The organism is Streptomyces sp. A01 (genome assembly GCF_059026195.1).
This window is the reverse complement of sequence record NZ_JBWLKN010000025.1, coordinates 89,199-107,133: the sequence shown is the minus strand read 5'-3', so window position 1 is coordinate 107,133 and position 17,935 is coordinate 89,199. Positions and strand designations below refer to the sequence as shown.

At 73.1% G+C, this 17,935-nt stretch carries 14 protein-coding genes; 5 read left to right on the top strand and 9 right to left on the bottom strand.

Annotation, left to right across the window (positions count from 1 at the left end; translation table 11 throughout):
• Positions 1-121: 121 nt before the first annotated feature.
• Positions 122-1,780 carry a catalase gene (locus tag AC5P1B_RS28010; RefSeq protein ID WP_493890617.1) on the bottom strand — a complete coding sequence of 553 codons (1,659 nt, stop codon included), beginning with the start codon at positions 1,778-1,780 and terminating at the stop codon, positions 122-124.
• Between the two features lie 332 nt (positions 1,781-2,112).
• Here AC5P1B_RS28010 and AC5P1B_RS28005 point away from each other — a divergent pair, with 332 nt between their 5' ends.
• The 3 genes from AC5P1B_RS28005 (at position 2,113) to AC5P1B_RS27995 (ending at position 4,293) form a co-directional block, all read left to right on the top strand.
• On the top strand, positions 2,113-3,282 hold the full coding sequence (locus AC5P1B_RS28005; RefSeq protein WP_493890616.1) for a sulfite oxidase: 1,170 nt from the start codon (positions 2,113-2,115) through the stop codon (positions 3,280-3,282).
• 151 nt (positions 3,283-3,433) lie between these two features.
• Positions 3,434-3,592, top strand: coding sequence for a hypothetical protein (locus AC5P1B_RS28000; RefSeq protein ID WP_493890614.1), 159 nt, complete (start codon positions 3,434-3,436; stop codon positions 3,590-3,592).
• 179 nt (positions 3,593-3,771) lie between these two features.
• Positions 3,772-4,293, top strand: a complete 522-nt coding sequence (locus AC5P1B_RS27995) for a DUF6098 family protein (protein ID WP_493890653.1) — start codon at positions 3,772-3,774, stop codon at positions 4,291-4,293.
• Between the two features lie 94 nt (positions 4,294-4,387).
• Here AC5P1B_RS27995 and AC5P1B_RS27990 read toward each other — a convergent pair whose 3' ends face one another.
• Together AC5P1B_RS27990 and AC5P1B_RS27985 are read right to left on the bottom strand one after the other, a co-directional pair.
• On the bottom strand, positions 4,388-5,734 hold the full coding sequence (locus AC5P1B_RS27990; RefSeq protein WP_493890613.1) for a TolB-like translocation protein: 1,347 nt from the start codon (positions 5,732-5,734) through the stop codon (positions 4,388-4,390).
• A 417-nt stretch (positions 5,735-6,151) separates the two neighbouring features.
• Positions 6,152-6,967, bottom strand: coding sequence for a (2Fe-2S)-binding protein (locus tag AC5P1B_RS27985; protein WP_493890611.1), 816 nt, complete (start codon positions 6,965-6,967; stop codon positions 6,152-6,154).
• Between the two features lie 245 nt (positions 6,968-7,212).
• Here AC5P1B_RS27985 and AC5P1B_RS27980 point away from each other — a divergent pair, with 245 nt between their 5' ends.
• Positions 7,213-8,328, top strand: coding sequence for an enoyl-CoA hydratase/isomerase family protein (locus AC5P1B_RS27980; RefSeq protein ID WP_493890610.1), 1,116 nt, complete (start codon positions 7,213-7,215; stop codon positions 8,326-8,328).
• Positions 8,329-8,462: 134 nt separating this feature from the next.
• On the opposite strand, the gene meaB is transcribed toward AC5P1B_RS27980, so the two are convergent.
• The 3 genes from meaB to mutA are packed head-to-tail and all read right to left on the bottom strand — an operon-like array spanning position 8,463 to position 13,631.
• Positions 8,463-9,491 carry a methylmalonyl Co-A mutase-associated GTPase MeaB gene (meaB, locus tag AC5P1B_RS27975; RefSeq protein ID WP_493890608.1) on the bottom strand — a complete coding sequence of 343 codons (1,029 nt, stop codon included), beginning with the start codon at positions 9,489-9,491 and terminating at the stop codon, positions 8,463-8,465.
• 4 nt (positions 9,492-9,495) lie between these two features.
• Positions 9,496-11,718 (bottom strand): methylmalonyl-CoA mutase, encoded by a 2,223-nt coding sequence (gene scpA / locus AC5P1B_RS27970; RefSeq protein ID WP_493890606.1) that lies wholly within the window; start codon positions 11,716-11,718, stop codon positions 9,496-9,498.
• 20 nt (positions 11,719-11,738) lie between these two features.
• A complete protein-coding gene (gene mutA / locus AC5P1B_RS27965; RefSeq protein WP_493890604.1) occupies positions 11,739-13,631 on the bottom strand; it encodes a methylmalonyl-CoA mutase small subunit in 1,893 nt (630 codons plus the stop codon).
• Positions 13,632-13,835: 204 nt separating this feature from the next.
• Here mutA and AC5P1B_RS27960 point away from each other — a divergent pair, with 204 nt between their 5' ends.
• On the top strand, positions 13,836-14,588 hold the full coding sequence (locus AC5P1B_RS27960; protein WP_493890651.1) for a 4'-phosphopantetheinyl transferase family protein: 753 nt from the start codon (positions 13,836-13,838) through the stop codon (positions 14,586-14,588).
• A 211-nt stretch (positions 14,589-14,799) separates the two neighbouring features.
• Here AC5P1B_RS27960 and AC5P1B_RS27955 read toward each other — a convergent pair whose 3' ends face one another.
• Genes AC5P1B_RS27955 through AC5P1B_RS27945 form a run of 3 tightly spaced genes read right to left on the bottom strand, consistent with a single transcriptional unit; the run spans position 14,800 to position 17,845 of the window.
• On the bottom strand, positions 14,800-15,240 hold the full coding sequence (locus AC5P1B_RS27955; RefSeq protein ID WP_493890603.1) for a GNAT family N-acetyltransferase: 441 nt from the start codon (positions 15,238-15,240) through the stop codon (positions 14,800-14,802).
• Positions 15,241-15,281: 41 nt separating this feature from the next.
• A complete protein-coding gene (locus tag AC5P1B_RS27950) occupies positions 15,282-16,775 on the bottom strand; it encodes an FGGY family carbohydrate kinase (RefSeq protein WP_493890602.1) in 1,494 nt (497 codons plus the stop codon).
• Positions 16,766-17,845, bottom strand: a complete 1,080-nt coding sequence (locus AC5P1B_RS27945) for a 2-hydroxyacid dehydrogenase (protein WP_493890600.1) — start codon at positions 17,843-17,845, stop codon at positions 16,766-16,768. The genes AC5P1B_RS27950 and AC5P1B_RS27945 overlap by 10 nt, the downstream gene beginning before the upstream one ends.
• Between the last annotated feature and the right edge of the window lie 90 nt (positions 17,846-17,935).

Sequence of the window (17,935 nt, the reverse complement as noted above, 5' to 3'; positions counted from 1 at the left end):
CCGGCCCGTCACCACAGCGGCGGCGGGCGCCAGTGCCGCTCATGGCGCGGCCAGGGCCGGGGCCGGCACCACACCCGCGGCCGGGTCTCCGGCCCGCGGGCGGCGCTGACGGCGGGCGGGCTCAGCGCGAGACGACGTGCCGCTGGTTGGGCACGCAGTGGGTCATGGTCAGGCCCGCGACGTCCCGGGGCGGGTTGTCCCCGAGGTTCGCCATGCGCTTGCGGTCCTCGTCGGTCAGGTCCTGGCCCGCCAGGGGCTTGAGATGGGACACGTCCTTGGGCCGGATGCCCAGGCCCTCACCGACGCGCAGCCCGAGCTCGTTCTCCACCAGCAGGAAGTGCCAGACCATGCGCTCCTGCACCGGCCGGGCGCACTGCGAGATGAGAGCGGTGAAGTTGGCTACGAGGTCGTCGCGTTCCCAGTCCTCCATCAGGCGGTAGCGCTGACCGGCCTGGAGGTAGTCGTTGGTCCGCGGGATGCGCTGGCGGGTCAGGCGCCCCTCGATCAGTGGCCCCTGGTCGTCGTGGGTCGGGTACTGCCCCTCCCGCAGACCGCCGGTGATCGACGGCTCGTAGTTGACCTCCGGGTTCTCACCGCCGTGAGTGTTGTCGTACGCCATCTGGCCGTCGCGCTGGTTGGTGGCGACGTGGGCGTGCTTGGCCTGGTTGACGGGCAGCTGGAGGTAGTTCGGGCCGACCCGGTGGCGCTGGGTGTCGCTGTAGGAGAAGGTCCGGCCGACCAGCATCTTGTCGTCGGAGAAGTCCAGGCCGTCGACGAGCACGCCGGTGCCGAACGCGGCCTGCTCGTTCTCCGCGTAGTAGTTGTCCGGGACGCGGCTCAGCACCATCCGGCCCACCGGCTTCGGCGGGAAGTCCTGCTCGGGCCACGTCTTGGTGTCGTCGAGCGGGTCGAAGTCCAGTTCCGGGTGCTCGTCGTCGGACATCATCTGCACGACCAGCTCCCACTCGGGGAAGTCCTCGCGCCCGATCGCCTCGTACAGGTCCTTCGTCGCGTGCCCCAGCTCGGCCGCCTGGACGTTGGCCGCGTCCTCCTCGGTCATGCTGCGCACGCCCTGCTTGGGCAGCCAGTGGTACTTGACCAGGACGGTGTCCCCCTGGCTGTTGACCCACTTGTAGGTGTTGACGCCGAAGCCCTGCATGTGGCGGTAGTCGGAGGGGATGCCGCGCGGGCTGAAGAGGTTCACCAGCATGTGCATGCACTCGGGGGTCTGCGACATGAAGTCGAAGATCCGCGCGGGCTTCTGCTCGTGGGAGACCGGGTCGGGCTTGAGGGCGTGGATGACGTCGGGGAACTTGATGGCGTCCCGGATGAAGAAGACGCCGAGGTTGTTGCCGACGAGGTCCCAGTTGCCGTCCTCGGTGTAGAACTTCACCGCGAAACCGCGGGGGTCGCGCGCCGCCTCCGACGAGTCGCGTCCGCCGATCACGGTGGAGAACCGCACGGCGACATCGGTGCGCTTGCCCTCCTCCTGGAAGAGCTTGGCCCGGGTGTAGCGGCTGATGGGCTCGTCGCCCCACTTCCCGTAGCTCTCGAAGTAACCGTAGGTCGTCACCCCCCGCGCGTGGACGACACGCTCAGGGATGCGCTCCCGGTCGAAGTGGCTGATCTTCTCCAGGAACTGGTAGTTCTCCAGGGTCGCCGGACCCCGGGGGCCGACGGTGCGCTGGTTCTGGTTGTCGTAGACGGAATGTCCCTGCCGGTTCGTCAGTACCGGCCGGTCGTCGCCCTCTTCGGGGCCCCTGCTCGCTACGTCAGTCACAGCCCTCTGCTCCTTCACCGTGTCCGGGTGTGTCCCGGTACCCACATGCCGGCTCGCCATGCCGCGGCCATCGACGCGTCGGACACGGCCGTATCCACGCCTCGCGCACAGTCTGCTGGCTGACCTGCGGGGCCGCCGCCATGGCGCGCCAGGCAGTCACCCGCCTGTCACGTGTCGCCACCCGGCCACCTCCTCCTCACCGATACGCGGGGGCGGCGGGCCCGGGGCGCGCGCCGCGGTGGACCGGCGGCAGCCGAAGCGGCGCGTGCGCCGATGGAGTGGGGCGCTCTCCCGGACGCGTGGCCCGCCGGGGACAGGGCACCCATCCCCGCATGGAGCTGCACGGCAAAAGGCACGACTTCGTCGTCCACGAGCGGGAACCGTTCAACGCGGAACCGCCGCGGCGTGCGCTGGCGGGCGAGCGCGTGACCCCGGTGGAGTCCTTCTACAGCCGCAACCACGGTCCGGTCCCGCTGATCGATCCGGACGAGTGGCGGCTGATCGTCGACGGCCTGGTCCGACGGCCCCTGCGGCTGTCCCTGACCGAGCTGCGCAGCCGTTTCCCCGAGCGGGAGGTCACGGCGACCTTGCAGTGCGCGGGGAACCGGCGCGCCGAACTGATCGCCGTCCGCGACATCCCCGGGGAGGACCCGTGGGGTCCCGGCGCGATCTCCACGGCCAGGTGGACCGGTGTGGGGCTCGGTGATGTCCTGGCCAAGGCAGGAGTGAAGAGCGAAGCGGAACACATCGCCTTCTCCGCACCGGACGTCTCACACAAGGCGCACCCGCCGCAGCCCTACGGCGGCTCGATCCCCCTCTGCAAGGCGCTCTCCGACGAGGTGCTGCTGGCCTGGTCGATAAACGGCCATCCGCTGCCCGCCCTCCACGGAGCCCCGCTGCGCGTGGTCGTACCTGGCTGGATCGGGGCCCGGAGCGTGAAGTGGCTGCACCGCGTCACCGCACGCCGCGACCCGTCCGACAACTACTTCCAGGCCACGGCCTACCGTGTCCTGCCACCCGGGGCCGACCCCGCGACGGCGGGCCCCGGCGACGGCATCTCCCTCGGTTCCGTCGCGCTCACCTGCGACATCCTGCGCCCCGACGGCACCCGTCCGGTGCCGCCCGGACCGACGGAGATCACCGGCTACGCGCACGCGGGCGACGACCGGCGGGTGGCCCGCGTGGACGTCTCGACGGACGGGGGCCGCAGCTGGGTCCAGGCGGTGGTGGACGAACCTGACAGCGTGTGGACGTGGCAGCTCTGGAGAGCGACGGTGGACCTGGCCGAGGGGGACAGCGTCCTGTGCGCCCGCGCCTGGGACACCACCGGCGCCACGCAGCCCGAGTCACCCGAAACCGTGTGGAATCCAAAGGGCTACGCCAGTAACGCCTGGGCGCGGCTGAGGCTGACCACGGCGGCTCCGTCGGCTCGCGCCGGGAGGGCGGACGACGCGCCGCGCGACCGGGCCGTGGGCCGAAGCCGAAGCCGAAGCCAGGCATGAGGGTGTCGCCCGGGTCGCCGCCCTGCCTGCGCTCCGCGTGGGTGAGTGACGCGCGGCGGCGTGAGGGTTAGAAGTCGCTTGTGCCGGATACGCGACACACGGCGGAGGGCACATGTGACAGCCGAGGCCGCCGCCGTAAGGAGAAGAGCGCATGACCGTTCCCGAAGAGAACCGCGAGAAGACGAAGAAGACCGACGACGTCATCGAGAAGGGAACCCAGGAAGCCAAACCACCCGAGCGGGGAGAGGGGCGCACCGTGCGGGAGGCCATGGAGGACGCCGGTGTGAGGCCCGAGGACTACGAAGAGTAAGAGAGTGAGGGGCGTGAGAGGGCTGAGGCGAGGCCGCGCAGCAGAGGAGTACGACGTGGTCGGTCAGCTCCCGCCTGGCGGACGGGCCGACTCGTGCGCCTGTCCGCAGTGGGGAACCGGTCCGGCACCGGGGCGTGCGCGTGAGTGACGGCTGTCGCGAGGCCGGGCGCGAGGACGGCATGCCGGCGCGTGCGGAGTCCCTGCCGACGGTGCGATCGCTGAGGGAGCTGGCCGAGTACGTCCGGCGGCGGAACGACTTGTACGTGCGGTGGTCGAAGGGGCCCGAGTTCGATCTCCATGCCATCGCGAGCAGCATGGACGAGCTGACGGGGGTGCGGATGCCCGGCCTCTCGGCGAATCCGCTGCGCGTGGAACGGTGGTGGGAGGACCGGCCGGTGCATCTGTGGGTGGCGCGGCGCCTGTACGACTACTCCCATCTGCGCAGGGACAAGGGGCCCGGCGTACGGCCCTGGCTCACCCGCGCACGCGAGGTGGCGCGGGGTCCCGACAACGAGCCCCTCATCGACAACGTCGCTCCCCTGGCGTGGATCGACGACCGTGTCATCGCCGAAGCCGAAGAGGAACTCGCGCGGCTGCGCGACGACTGGGGCCCCCTGCGCCGCCCCACTTCCTACGAGCCCACGGACTCTGCCCCCGGCGAGGGTGCGCGCGCTCCGGACGGCCACGGGCCGCCCGTGTGAGCCGGAGCCCCGCACGGGGCGGGCCCGCCCGCCCCGGAGCCGCCGTCCCAGGCGGGAGCGCGGCGGGCGGCCAGGGCACGTCAGCGGGCGTGCGTCAGCGGAGGTGGCGCAGGAAGACGTCAGCCGCGCTGTTGTCGTCGTCGGGGACGAGGTTTCCGGCCGGGGAGTCGAACACCACCGCGCCGCCGTCGTCGCTGACGCCGGTCCGCGGCCCGGGATCGGTGTCCTCGAACACCGGCTCACTGTCGTCGCTGATGAGCCGCACCTCCCCGGTCAGCATGTCCCGCAGGAAGACGTCCGGGCTGCTGTCGCCGTCGTCGTCGGGCGCGAGGTTCGACGCGTCGGAGGTGAACGCCGCGTAGCGCCCGTCCCGGCTCAGCGAGACGCCGCCGCTGTCGCCGTTGCCCGGTGTGCCGTCCGAGGTGGCGCTGACCAGCCGCATCCGCTTCGTCTCGCGGTCGTAGAGGAAGACATTGCGCGAGCTTGTCGGGGCTGGCCCCTCGGGACGGAGCGCCCTGGATGACGAGGCGAATGCCACGTAGCGGGCGTCCCCGCTGAGGGAGGCGCCCCATGACGGGGTCTTGCGGTTGTGGCTGTGCGGGATGCTGATGAGTTCCGTGGTGCCCTTCTCGCGGTCGCGCAGGAAGATGTCGGTGGCGGCGGTGTGGTCCTCCTCGTCCACCAGGTTGGAGGCGTTGGAGGTGAAGGCGAGGTACCGGCCTCCCAAGTCGCCCGCGAACGCGGGCGCGAACGCGTCGCCCATCCCGTGCTCGCCCGTACTGGACAGCTGCGCCAGCTCCGTAGTCCGCTTCTTCCGGTCGTACAGGAAGACGTCGTCCCGCTCGTTGGCGTCCCCCCGGACGAGGTCCTCGGCGCCCGAGGCATACGCGACGTCGCGGCCGTTTCCGCTGACCACGGGGTCGTACGTCAGCGGCCCGCGCAGCGCGTCGTACGAGGCGCCCGTCGAGCTGACGCGTTCGGTCACGCCGGTCCGCCGGTCGTGCAGGAAGACGTCGTCGAGGTCGTTGGGATCACCGCGTACGAGGTCGTCGGCGGTGGAGGTGAAGACCGCGTACCGCCCGTCGGGGCTGAGCGACACCTCCCGTACGACACCGTGGCTCGCCTTTCCGTTGCTCTTGACGCTGACACGCTCCGTTCTTCCGGTGCGCAGATCGCGGACGAAGGCGTCGGGCGTGCCGTTGGTGTCGTTCCCGACCAGGTTCCGCGACGCCGACACGAACGCGACGTAGCGGCCGTCGGCGCTGAGGGCGGGGTCCGTGGAAGCGGCGTTGCCCCCGACGCCTCCCGGGCCGACGCTCACCCGTTCGGTGCGCGGCGCGGGAGCCTGGGCGGCGGACGCGCCCGCGGGCGTCAGCACGGTCACGGCGCAGAGGGCGGCGAGGGCGGCGCTGGCAGCCGTCACGCGCTGATGAGCGGTCATCGGTTCCTCCTGTGTCGACAGCGGTCTCCGTATGCCGTTCGGGCCCGCTCAGGGAGGAAGGCGGCGTGCCAGAGCGTGTCGTCCCCTGTGTGCTGCCCCCTTGGGCCCCGGCCCCGGCCCCGGCCGGTGCGAGCGGACCGGCGCGGAAGGCCACACGCGCGCACCGGAAACCCGGTCATCAGCCACTGCGGCAATCGGTCATGACCAGGTGCACCGTAGGCGAGCGAACACCGTGGGACGGCGGGGGTCAACGCGTCGCGTGCCCTCCACGGTGCGGATGCGCCTGTTGCATCAGCGGTGCAGGGCGCTTCGGCGGACTTTTGTGCCTGACGCCGACGGAATGGACAACCATCAGGGCTGATCAACGGTCCCGCAGGACGGCCCCGGGCCGACCCGGCGGCCTCCGGCCGTCAGTCATCACCGACCGGGAACCCTGGGCAGCACGCAGTCCCCGCACAGGCCACCGCCTGGCACCCGGTAGTACAGGCAGCACGTGCTGCGGCGGAAGGCCGGGCGGGAGTGCGGGCGCCACTCGCCCGTCGCGCGCAGCGGCTCCGCCGCGAACAGGGCGTCGGCCAGCGCCAGCGCACGCGCCGCCGCCGTGGTGCCGCCTGTCCCTCCCGCCGCCCGCAGCGCGCCGCGCAGCACGCCGAGGGCGCCCGCGAGCGCCGATCCAGCGTTTCCCCACAGCAGCGTCGCCGAGACGCCGGACGCCGCGACCGTCGCCTGGTGGAGCGGGGTCAGATGCTGGTCGAGGACCGCCGTACGGACCTGGGCCGCGAGGTCGGTGCCGGGCCCGGCGCCGCCGGGGCCCGGCTGGGTTCCGTCGGGCTGTGAGCCGGTGTCCGGGAGCCAGAGTTCCGCTGGTGCGCTCAGCTCGGGGTGCCACCACAGGCGGTCAGGGCCGAGGTCCGGTACCCGTCCTGTCAGCACGGCGCAGCCGGTGGCCACCGACCACAGGCGGCCCGCCAGGCCCTGGAAGCTGAGCGAGGCGGCGACGCGGGCTTCGGCGGTGCCCAGCCGCCCGGCCACGGTGGAGAACCGGTGGCGCAGCGCGGGTGAGCTCCCGCCGGTGTCCGGGTCCGGCGCGTACACCTCGGCGAGTGGCACATATCCCGCTGACCGGGGGTCCGCGGGGCCGGTGCGTACGGCGAAGAACGGGCCCACCTCGGCGACCGCGCACAGCGTCTCGGCCAGGGTGGCGGACGGGGCGGCGGAGCCGGGCTCAGGCATGTGCGTCAGCGGTCCCTTCCAGGCCCCGGGCTCGGTGGTGCCGGTCAGCCTACCGGCCGCCGGTGCGCCGGGGCGGGGCTTCCGGACGGCGGTGGGAGGCCTGCCCGCCGCCGTCCGGTCAGGGGGCGGCGTCCGCGGGCGCCGGGCGCGCCTGCGAAGATCGTCTGAGAACCGCACCAGGTCCTGGAAGGCACCCACGAGATCACGCGACGGCCCGTCGCGCACGAACTGACCGGAGCAGCCTGATGAACCAGTCCCCCGCCGCCTCCTCCGTGCCCGGCGACCCCTCCGTGCCCGGGGGCGTGCTGACGCGCCGGAGCGGCGAGTCGGCCGTGCTGACCCTCAACCGCCCCCGGGCGCTGAACTCCCTGACCCACGGCATGGTCCGTGCCCTCGACGCGGCGCTCGCGGCGTGGGAAGCCGACGACACGGTGGAGACGGTGGTGCTGACGGGGGCGGGCGAGCGCGGGCTGTGCGCGGGCGGCGACATCCGGGCCATCTACGAGGACGCCCGCGCCGGGGGCGGCGCCTCACGGGACTTCTGGCGCGACGAGTACCACCTGAACGCGCGCATCGCCCGCTATCCCAAGCCGTACGTGGCGCTCATGGACGGCATCGTGATGGGCGGCGGCGTGGGAGTGTCCGCGCACGGCGGGGTGCGGATCGTCACCGAGCGGTCGGCGATCGCCATGCCGGAGGTCGGCATCGGCTTCGTACCGGACGTGGGCGGGACATATCTGCTGGCCTCGGCACCCGGTGAGCTGGGCACGCATCTGGCGCTCACCACGGACCGGATGAGCGCGGGCCCCGCCATCGGCTGCGGGTTCGCCGACCACTTCGTACCCAGCGTCCGGCTGGCGGAGTTCGTCACCGCGTTGGAGACCGGCACGGCCGCCGACGCGGTGGCCGCGTTCGCCGGGCCCGCCCCCGCCGACGAGCTCGCGGAGCACCGCGAGTGGATCGACCCCTGCTACGCCGCTGACTCCGTCGAGGAGATCGTCGACCGGCTGCGGGACACGGGTGTCCAGGAGGCGAAGGAGGCGGCGGAGCGCATCAGTGCCAAGTCGCCCACCGCGCTGAAGGTGATGCTCAGCGCGTTGCGCCGGGCACGCCTGCTCGGCGCCCTGGAGCCGGTCCTCGACCAGGAGTACCGGGTCTCCTGCGCGGCGCTCGCCTCGGCCGATCTGGTGGAGGGCATCCGGGCGCAGGTGGTCGACAAGGACCGTACGCCGCACTGGTCCCCGGCCGAGCTCGCCGAGGTCGGCGACGACGACGTGGCGCGCTTCTTCCAGCCGCTGGGCGAGGCGGAGCTGGGCCTGGCGGGCCCGGGCCAGGCGGCCGCGGGCCCGGCGGTCCGCTAGACCGGCCGTCGTCCGACCGGATCATGCGGGGGGGGGGAGCCCCTGTCTGCGCGTCGCGGGCCGCGGGTGCGTCGTGGCTGGTCGCGCGGTTCCCCGCGCCCCTGACGGGGCACACCCCTGGGCCCGGCGGTCCGCTAACGGCTCGCGGGGCGGTCGCCGTTCGGGGACTGGGCGGGCCGGGGAGACCGGAACGCCTCCAGCACCCGCTCGGCGGCCAGCGTCGCCGTCAGCCGCCCCTCGCGGACCTGCTGTTCGAGCTCAGGGCCCACGCTCCGCACCGCCGGGTGTTCGCGCAGCTGCGACAGGAGCTGGTCGTGGACCATCGACCAGGTCCAGTCGACCTGCTGGTCGCGCCGCTTGCGCTCCAGCGCGCCGGTCGAGTCGAGCACCTTCCGGTGCTGTTCCAACCGCTCCCACAGCGCTTCGAGGCCGCTGCCCTCGCGGGCGCTGCACGTGAGCACCGGAGGGTTCCAGGCGTCGTCGGCACCGCGCAGGAGCCGGAGCGCACCGGCCAGTTCGCGGGCGGCCGAGCGGGCGTCGCGTTCATGCGGGCCGTCCGCCTTGTTGACGGCGACGATGTCCGCCAGCTCCACGACGCCCTTCTTGATGCCTTGCAGCTGGTCACCGGTGCGGGCGAGGGTCAGCAGCAGGAAGGAGTCCACCATGTTCGCCACGGCCGTCTCCGACTGGCCCACGCCGACGGTCTCCACCAGCACCACGTCGTAACCGGCGGCCTCCATCAGCACGATGGTCTCCCGGGTGGCCCTGGCGACGCCGCCCAGGGTGCCGGACGTCGGTGAGGGCCGGACGAAGGCGGCCGGGTCCACCGCGAGCCGCTCCATCCGGGTCTTGTCACCCAGGATGGAGCCGCCGGTTCGGCTGGAGGACGGGTCGACGGCGAGCACGGCGACCCGGTGGCCGAGCCCGGTCAGCATGGTGCCGAGGGCGTCGATGAAAGTCGACTTGCCGACTCCGGGCACGCCGCTGATGCCTATCCTGCGGGCCTGCCCCGAGTGCGGCAGCAGCTCGACCAGCAGGCGCTGCGCGAGCGCCCGGTGGTCGGGCCTGGTGGACTCCACGAGGGTGATGGCGCGGGCGATATGGGCCCGGGAGCCGTCCCGCACACCCCGTGCGTACTGGTCGATGTCGATCGCCTGTGGCATGGGCTCACAGCTCGTGGCCGAGAGCCGCGCCGAGCGACCTCACCAAGTCGTAGGCGGCGTCGGGGATGACCGTGCCGGGCGGGAACACGGCGGCGGCGCCCATCTCCCGCAGCGTCGCGACGTCCTGCGGCGGGATCACCCCGCCGACCACGATGGTGATGTCCTCCCGTCCCGCCTCGGCCAGCTGCTCGCGCAGCGCGGGCACCAGGGTGAGGTGCCCGGCGGCCAGCGAGGAGACGCCGACGATGTGCACGTCGGCCTCCACCGCCTGCCGGGCGACCTCGGCCGGGGTCTGGAACAGGGGGCCGACGTCCACGTCGAAGCCGAGGTCGGCGAAGGCGGTGGCGATCACCTTCTGGCCCCGGTCGTGGCCGTCCTGGCCCATCTTGGCGACCAGGATGCGCGGGCGGCGGCCCTCCGCTTCCTCGAAGTCACGGACCAGCGCCCGGGTCTTGGCCACCCCGGAGGAGGAGCCTGCTTCGTCTCGGTACACACCGGAGATGGTACGGATCTGGCCCGAGTGCCGTCCGTAGACCTTCTCCAGGGCGTCGGAGATCTCCCCGACGGTCGCCTTGGCGCGGGCCGCGTTCACCGCGAGGGCCAGGAGGTTGCCCTCAAGGCCGCCGCCCTTCTGCGCCCCGGCCTCGGCGGCTCCGGTCAGCGCGCGCAGCGCGTCCTGGCACACCTGCTCGTCGCGCTCGGCGCGCAGCCGTCGCAGCTTCTCGATCTGCTGGGTCCGCACCGAGGAGTTGTCGACCTTGAGGACGTCGATCTGCTCGTCGCTGTCCACCCGGTACTTGTTGACGCCGATGACCGGCTGACGGCCGGAGTCGATACGGGCCTGGGTGCGGGCCGCGGCCTCTTCGACGCGCAGCTTGGGGATGCCCGCGTCGATCGCCTGGGCCATGCCCCCGGCGGCCTCGACCTCCTCGATGTGCTGCCAGGCGCGCCGCGCGAGGTCGTGCGTCAGCCGCTCCACGTAGGCGCTGCCGCCCCAGGGGTCGATGACCCGGCAGGTGCCGGACTCCTGCTGGAGCAGCAGCTGGGTGTTGCGGGCGATGCGGGCGGAGAAGTCGGTGGGCAGCGCCAGCGCCTCGTCGAGGGCGTTGGTGTGCAGCGACTGGGTGTGGCCCTGGGTCGCCGCCATCGCCTCGACGCACGTCCTGGCCACGTTGTTGAACACGTCCTGCGCGGTCAGCGACCAGCCCGAGGTCTGCGAATGGGTCCGCAGGGACAGCGACTTGGGGTTCTTCGGGTCGAACTGCTTGACGAGCTTGGCCCACAGCAGCCGGGCGGCGCGCAGCTTGGCGATCTCCATGAAGAAGTTCATGCCGATCGCCCAGAAGAAGGACAGCCGGGGCGCGAAGGAGTCCACGTCCATGCCCGCGTCGAGCCCGGACCGCAGGTACTCCACGCCGTCGGCGAGGGTGTACGCCAGCTCCAGGTCGGCGGTGGCCCCGGCCTCCTGGATGTGGTAGCCGGAGATGGAGATGGAGTTGTAGCGCGGCATCCGCTGCGAGGTGAACGCGAAGATGTCGGAGATGATCCGCATCGACGGCTGCGGCGGATAGATGTAGGTGTTGCGGACCATGAACTCTTTGAGGATGTCGTTCTGGATGGTCCCTGCCAGCTTCTCCGGCGGGACACCCTGCTCCTCGGCTGCCACGATGTACAGCGCGAGGACGGGCAGCACCGCGCCGTTCATCGTCATCGACACGCTCATCCGGTCCAGCGGGATGCCGTCGAAGAGCTGACGCATGTCGTAGATGGAGTCGATGGCCACGCCCGCCATGCCGACGTCGCCGGTGACCCGGGGGTGGTCGCTGTCGTACCCGCGGTGGGTGGGCAGGTCGAAGGCGACGGACAGGCCCTTCTGCCCGGCGGCGAGGTTGCGCCGGTAGAAGGCGTTGGACTCCTCGGCGGTGGAGAATCCGGCGTACTGCCGCACCGTCCAGGGCTGGTTGACGTACATCGTCGGGTACGGGCCGCGCAGATACGGCGCGATGCCCGGGTACGTGCCGAGGAAGTCCACCCCGGCCAGGTCCTGCTGCCCGTAGAGGGGCTTGACCCCGATGCCCTCGGGGGTCTCCCACACCAGGGCGTCGACGTCCTTGCCGGTGCTCTCCTGGAGGGCGGCCCGCCAGGCGTCGCTGCCGGCGCCGCCCGCCGGCGCGGCGGGGCCGTCACCGGTCAGTCCGACGTCCGCGAAGTTCGGGATCTTTCCCATGTCCGCTGCTTCGCCGCGCATCACGCAATCCCCATGGTGTCCAGGGCCGAGGTGAGGACCTCGACCGCGTCGCAGCCCGCGAAGACGAAATCGTCCACTCCGGCCCGCAGGTAGTCTTCGCGCCGCTCGCCGGGGCGGCCCGCCAGATAGATCCGGGTGGCGCCCGCCGCCTTGAGCCGGGCGGCGACATCCTCGGCCTGCTCGCCGTAGAGCTGGTCGCTTGAGCACAGGCAGACGATGCGCGCGCCGCTGCGGCCGTACGCCTCGACGGCCGAGTCCGGGTCACCGGAGGCCGGGTCCCGCACCGCCTCGATGCCGCCCGCCTGGAAGAGGTTCGCGGCGAAGCTCGACCGCGCGGTGTGCGCGGCGGCGGGGCCGAGGGTGGCGAGGAAGATCCGCGGCCGGTCCTCGCCGCTGTTCAGGTGCGCGTCGCTGCGGGCCCGCAGCGCCTCGAACGCCTCGTCGCGGCGCACCCGGGGCAGGCCGCCGCCCGCCGGGACGGGCGCCGCCTCGCGCTCGATGGGCCGCTCGTCGAGGAGCGGGAACTCACTGACGCCGGTGATGGGCTCCTTGCGGCGGGCGAGGTCCTTCGACCGCCGCTGCCAGGTGCTCGCCAGCCGGTCGGGGACCAGGCCGGAGCCGAGCGCCCGCGCCAGCCCTCCGGCGCCCTCGATCTCCTGGAACCAGGCCCAGGCGGCCTGGGCCACCTCGTCGGTCAGCCGCTCGACGTACCAGGAGCCGCCCGCCGGGTCGATGACCCGGGCCAGATGCGACTCCTCAAGGAGGATGGAGGAGGTGTTGCGGGCGATACGCCGGGCGAATCCGTCGGGCAGCCCCAGCTCGGCGTCGAAGGGCAGCACGGTCACCGCGTCGGCGCCGGCCACTCCGGCGCCGAGGGTGGCGACAGTGGTACGCAGCATGTTCACCCACGGGTCGCGCCGGGTCATCATGACCGGCGAGGTCACCACGTGCTGCCGCTGTGCCGACGCGCTGGGCGTGGCTCCGCACACCTCGGCGACGCGGGCCCACAGCCGCCGCGCCGCGCGCAGCTTGGCGATGGTCAGGAACTGGTCGGCCGTCGCGGCGAACCGGAACTCCAGCTGGGCCAGCGCCGCGTCGATGGGCAGTCCGGCGCCCGTCAGCTCGCGCAGGTAGCTCACACCGGCGGCCAGGGCGCAGCCCAGCTCCTCGGCGGTCGAGCCGCCTGCCTCGTGGTAAGGCAGCGCGTCCACGATCAGGGCCCGCACACCCGGGTAGTCGCGGTGGGCCCGCTGGGCCAGCTCGGTGGCGTCGGCCAGCTGCCCGTCGAGGGCTTCGGCCCGCCCCGTGCGGGCGAGGACGCCGAGCGGGTCGGCGCCGAGGTTCGCCAGGGCGGCGTGCCGTGGCACCTCCCGCTCCGCGTACAGCGCGAGCAGTGCGGCTCCCGCCGTGGCGAAGCCGTCGCCCGCGTCCAGGGCCACGGTGACCAGGTCGAGGTAGACGCCGCTGAGGGCCTGCGGCAGCGCGGCCACGGGCAGGGCGCCGTCGCCGACCGCGAGCCACAGGGACGTGACACCGTTCTCCAGGTCGGCGAGCACCGCCTCCCGGGTCCGCTCGGGGTCGGGGTGGGCGTGCCGCTGGCGTACGTCCCAGCCGGAGACCGCGGTCCCCGCTGCCTTTCCGCCGCGCAGGAACGGGGGAAAGCCCGGGTAACCGGCGGTGTCGGACGCGGGCGGCGCGTCTTCCGCCGTGTAGAGCGGACGAGCCGAGATGCCGTCCTGGAGCTTTGTTGTCAGCGCCTCCTCAGCCGCGACGCCCGTGGCGTCTGACGCCCCGGACTTGCGCAGCACGTTCTCAACGAGGTGTTGCCACTGCTCTCGGGATGCTTCCGGGAACTCGGCGGCCAAGGGGAGCCCATCGGGCAGGACCGTCATGGGACGGAGACTAGGGGAGGGTGGTGGAAGACTGGAGTGGGACACCCTGTGATCTTGCCCTCGTTACGACGGCGTAAGCGCCACCACTCGCTAAGGTACGGACAGAATCGCGCGCAATGGGCTTACGCACAACGGGGGTTGATGATGGGGCACGGCACGGACGGTGTCAGTGTGACGGACGTGACGGCGGGCGGGGCTCTCGTTGTGCCACGCGCGCTGGTACCCGCCTCGGTTGCCTGGGCGGAGGCGGTCCGCGGCGACGCCGAGCCGGACGGCCTGTATCCGGAGGAAGCCGCCCTTCTGGGCAGGTCCGTCCTCAAGCGCCGCCGCGAGTTCACGACCGTACGCGCGTGCGCGCGACGTGCGATGGCGGATCTCGGACTGCCCCCCGTGCCCGTGCTGCCCGGCAGGCGCGGCGAGCCGCAGTGGCCCGCCGGCGTGGTCGGCAGCATGACGCACTGCGACGGCTACCGCGCGGCGGCGATCGCCCCCGCCGCCGCGGCCCGCTCCATCGGCATCGACGCCGAGCCGCACGCGCCGCTGCCTGAGGGCGTGCTGGACGCGGTGTCGCTGCCCGCCGAGCGGACCCGTGGCCAGGCGGTCGCCGACGGCGCCTGGGGAACTGTCCCGGTGCACTGGGACCGGCTTCTGTTCAGCGCCAAGGAGAGCGTCTTCAAGGCGTGGTATCCGCTGACCCGGCGCGAACTGGGCTTCGACGAGGCCGAGTTGACGTTCCGCCCCGTGGTACGGCCGACGCCGGGCGCGGACGGCGCGACGCGCGGCGCCACCCACCCCGCGTACGCGGGCACGTTCAGCGCGCGCCTGCTGCCCGCGGCGGGCCTTCCTGACGGCTTCCCGCTGCCCGGGTTCGAGGGCCGCTGGGTGATCCACGACGGCCTTGTCGTCACGGCGATCGTGGTTCCGCCGACGGGGGCCGTCCCGGCGCCGCGCGCCTGAGTGGGTCCAGCGGCCTGGCGGCCCGGCGGCCCGGGAAAGGCAACCCCTGTCCGTACATCGCCGACCGCGGGCGCGTTGCGGCTGGTCGCGCAGTTCCCCGCGCCCCTGACGGGGTACAACCCCGGGGCTTGGCGGCCCGGCAAGGCCGCATGAGCGACCCGACGCCGGGCACGCGCGGCCCGCCGGACGTCCCCTGGCCCGGCAGGTCGATCTAGCCCGGCAGGTCGATCTGGTAGCGGACGAAGCCCCGGTTCTCCGCCACCTGGTCGTACAGCCGCCGCGCCGTGGTGTTGGACTCATGGGTGTTCCAGTAGACGCGACCGCAGCCCCGCTCGCGTGCCCAGTCGGTCACGGCACCGATCAGGGCACGGGCCACGCCCTTGCCGCGCACGTCAGGGGCGGTGAACAGATCGGACAGGTAGCAGAAGTCCGGCCCCGAGGTGTTGGCGTGCGGGAAGAAGTGCGTGATCCCGACGAGCCTTCCGTCCAGCCACGCCCCGAGTGCGTGCGTCCGGCTGTCCGCCTGGAACTCGCGCCAGGCGCGGTCGTACATCTCCTGCGGCTCGGTCCGCTCGTAGAAGTCGATGTACGCGCGGAACAGCGCCTCCCAGGCTTCCCTGTCGGACGGCGCCGGCTTGCCGATACGGATCATGCGGCCCACTCCCCTGCTCAGTCGCTTGTGAAGATCACATTTCACCAGTCGGCGCGGCCGGGCGGAGCAGAGGTGTCCGGCAGCGCGCCCTGCCAGCCCGTCCGGGCCTGGTTCAGGGCGTCGCGGTACGCCGCGTAGCCGTCCTCGTGCACCGCGTGGCGCCGCGCGTCCGGCGTCACGACGCGGAACGCGTCCGGCCGGGAGGCGGGGACCGGTTCGCCCAGCGAGCGGCGGGCTATGGTCACCGCTCCCAGGGCGCCCACCTCGCTCTCCGTGGGGATGCGCACCGGCCGGCCGACGATGTCGGCGAACAGCCGGGTCCAGGGTCCTGACCGGGTGCCGCCGCCGCAGGCCGCGAGGGTTCCGGCGAGCCCGGCGGTCTCCAGGCAGTGCCTGGCGGCGTAGCCGATGGCCTCGCACACCGCGCGCACGGCGTCAGCACGGGTGTGCCCCAGGGTCAGCCCGTCGAGGCGGCCCCGCGCGCCTGGTTCGACGAACGGCGCCCGCTCCCCCGCCGCCGAGAAGAAGGGCAGCGCGGTGACCCCGTTCGCGCCCGGCGGGCTGGCCTCCAGCAGGGCGCCCAGGTCGGCGGTGGTCGCGCCCACCAGCTCCAGCGTCCATTCGAGCGCCGCCGTGCCGACCATCGCGGGCATGGCACGCAGCCAGCGGTCGCGGTCCGGGGTGCACAGCCACATGCCCGCGGGTTCCGCCGTGGGGTCGAGGTCCACCCGGTCGGTGAGGATCTGGCAGGCCAGCGTGGTGCCCACGATGAGCAGGCCGTCGCCGGTCTCCCGTACGCCACTGCCGACGGCGCAGGACGGCAGGTCGTACGGGCCCGCCGTGACCGGCAGGCCGCGGGGCAGGCCCAGCAGCCGCGCACCGTGCGCGTCGAGGGCGAGCACGGTGCCGGGCTCGGCGGGCGGGGCGAGGAGCGCCGCCTGGTCCGCGAGGCCGCAGGCGGCGAGGGCGTCGGCGGAGTAGGCGCGGGTCACGGGGTCGAGGAAGGGCAGGGTCGCGTCGGAGGCGTCCACGCAGACGCTGCCGGTGAGCCGCTGGGCGACGGCGTCCACGCAGTATCCGGCGACGGCCGCCCGTTCCAGCGACCGCGGCTCGTGTTCGCGCAGCCAGGCGAGGAGGGGGGCGTGGCAGCCGGGGAACATGCCGGAGCCGGTGCGGCCGTACACCCGCTGGACGGTGCCGCCCTCCAGCCAGTCGGTGACGGTCTGGGAGGCCCGGCCGTCCATCCAGGAGATCGGTGGCCTGACCGCGCGCCCGTCGGCGTCCCTGAGCCACAGGCCGTCGCCCTGGCCGGTGAGGGCGAGCGCGAGGGGCGGCTCCGGCAGCGCGGCGGCGGTCTCGCGCACCACCTCGGCGACGGTGCGGACGACGTCTTCGAGATCCTGCTCGACGCGCCCGCCCGGCAGCCGGTGCAGGACGCTGCGGCGGGAGGCGGCGGCGACCGAGCGGCCCTGGCTGTCGAAGGCGACGGCCTTGGTGACCGAGGTGCCGATGTCCACCCCGATGATCACGCCCATGGGGCCGCCTCCGGTGTCACGTCGGGGTTGGCGGGGTGGGCCAGCTTCTCACCGCGTACGAAGCGGCCTACCTCGGCCGCTGTGATGGCGGCGGCGCGGTGCGCGGTCTGCCGGGTGGCCCCGGCCAGGTGCGGGGTGGTGACGACGTTCGGCGCCGTGTGCAGCGGCCAGCCGGTCGGCGGCGGTTCCACGTCGTAGACGTCGAGGGCGAGCGCGCCGAGCCTGCCCGTGCGCAGCGCTTCGGGGAGCGGCGTGTAGTCGAGGAGGCCGCCGCGGGCGGTGTTGACGAGCACGGCGCCCTCCGGGAGCAGGGCGAGCTTGTCGGCGTCGATGAGGTGCTGGGTCTCGGGGGTGAGGCGGGCGTGCAGGCTGACGACGGAGCTGCGGCGCAGCAGGTCGTCGAGCGCGACGGGCTCGACGCCGTCGGCTCGGGCCGCTTCCGCGTCGGTGTAGGGGTCGGCGACCAGGACGTGGGCGCCGAAGGCGCGCAGCACCCGGGCGACGATGCGGCCGATGGCGCCGTAGCCGACGAGGCCGACCGTCGCGCCGTCCAGCTCGATGCCGCTTTCTTCGTACGCGTACAGGTCACCGCGCCACACGCCGCGCCTGAGGTCGGCGTCGGCGGTGGTGACGCGGCGCATCGCGGTGAGCATCATGCCGATGGCGAACTCGGCCGCCGCCGGGGCGTTGCGGCCGGGCGCGAAGCTGATGGCGACGCCGTGCCGGGTGGCGGCGGCGAGGTCCACGTTGACGGGGCCGCCGCGTGAGACGGCGACCAGGCGCAGCGCCGGGCTGGCGGCGAGGACCCGTTCCGTGAAGGGCGCCAGCTGCGTCACGCAGATGTCCACCCCGGCCAGCGCCTCGATCAGCTCGTCCTCGGTGCCGCTGGCTTCCCGTACCGCCGTGGCGCCGGTACCGACCGGGCCGAAGGGTTCGTGTGGCCAGGGCAGCGTCAGGTCGGTCATGTGGAGGTCCGGCAGCCGGGCGCGTTCCGTTCCGAGCTCGGCACGGAGCGCGGTGGTGAACAGGTCAGGGCGGACGAAGTGGTCTCCTGCGGCGAGGATGCGCATGGGAGCGGCCTTTCGGGTGGGAGAGGGAGTGCGGCGGTCGGGTGAGCGGCGTCGGACAGCAGTCACCACGCCATGGCTGATAGATTTAAC